The sequence below is a fragment of the Bartonella sp. TS25HLJMH genome (assembly GCF_042193505.1).
Taxonomy (GTDB): domain Bacteria; phylum Pseudomonadota; class Alphaproteobacteria; order Rhizobiales; family Rhizobiaceae; genus Bartonella; species Bartonella grahamii.
On record NZ_JBHILV010000064.1, the window covers coordinates 1 to 1,509 of the forward strand.

The following is a 1,509-nucleotide window of genomic DNA, read 5'->3' on the forward strand; positions in this document are numbered from 1 at the left end:
GCAGGTTTATAAAATATAAAAATATGATCATGGTATATTTGATGTATTGCAAAGCTCTTTAACACTTTGCAATACGTCGAAGATTGTTAATAATAGAGGATATATTGCTGAGTGTCTTTTCAAGGTTTCTATTAAGGAATCTTTCATTCTCATTAAAGATGTGTTTGCTTGGATATTTAAGACTAATATTTCAACTTCCATGAATTGAAAAGTGGTCAATTCATTTGCTGAAAGAATTAGTACAACAAATGTTCTGGTATTTAGCATTGTTAAAGGAGCAAAGACTTTGCAATGTCGAAGAAAAGTTTTGGTGTGGAGGTAAAGAGAAATATCAGTTTTTTATGGTGCCTATGTTATGTTTCCTTTTATTTTGAAAGATGACACTCCGCAATTGGAGGGTATTATTTTATGGGGAGTGATGAAAAACTTAAATTTTTCTCTTGAAAAGGAGGGTAGATGATCAATTTCAGGAAATTACAATTTATTCAAAATCATCAAAATATCAAATTTTATTGAGGCTCTTCAAATAACCGGAGGTAGTATTTTCGCGACACTTTTTAGAAAATCAAAAAAGAAATTTGAAGCAAAAGGTCTGTTTGATAAAGAAAAAGGAAATTTTTCCTGATATGTCTCAAATTGTAAGCACAGTGATGTTTCCAACAGATTCTGTTATGTCTAATACCTTCGTTTTATATCAGATCGTTTTCTGTTGAGTTTTTTTATTTTATTTCGAGGAGGTATGTTTTCTAAGTCTAATCTTATTATTTCTTGCACGTTTTGTTGCATAGAGAAATTATACAATAAATTTAAAAAGGAAAAGTCTATGAACATGAAAGAAAAAATATTGAAAAATAGCTGTTCTTTTGTTTCTGCTGTTCTTGCAATGGGGATTTTTGTGCAACAAGTTTCAGCGAAAACACCTGCCGATACGCTTGTGATGGCTTGGAATCTTGATTCAATAAGTACATTTGATCCCGCACAAATCAATGACCGTTATGGTAATGAAGTTCTTGTCAATGTTTGTGATAATTTAGTTGAATCAGCTAAAGATAATGCAGCTAAACTTGTTCCCTCTTTGGCGAAGAGTTGGGATGTTTTAAGTGATGATCAGCGTACGGTGATTACTTTTCATTTGCGTGATGGTTTGAAGTTCAACGATGGTCGTCCTACGAATGCCAATGATCTGATTTGGAGCATGAAGCGGGTTGTTAAATTGAAGATGGCTACTGCGGCGACATTTAATGAATATGGTATCACAGAACAAAACGTTGATAAGGCTATTCAAGCACCGGATGAGAAAACGGTGGTGATGAAATTTAATAAACCTTATCCAGCAGAGCTCATTCTTAGCCATTTTGCTACTAGTCGTACTCTTTCTTTGCTTGATCGTGAGACACTCATGAAACACGAAAAAAATGGTGATATGGGAAACCGGTATTTGGCAAGTCATTCTGCTTGTGTTGGTCCTTATCAGTTAGAGAGTTGGCGTTCTGGAGAAGGGATTTTATT

The 1,509-nt window shown here is 33.9% G+C and carries 1 protein-coding gene; it reads left to right on the forward strand.

All coding sequences use genetic code 11. From position 1 onward, the window contains the following. Positions 1-823 precede the first annotated feature (823 nt). On the forward strand, positions 824-1,509 hold a 686-nt coding region (locus ACFINF_RS09185; protein ID WP_375620585.1), incomplete at its 3' end, for an ABC transporter substrate-binding protein.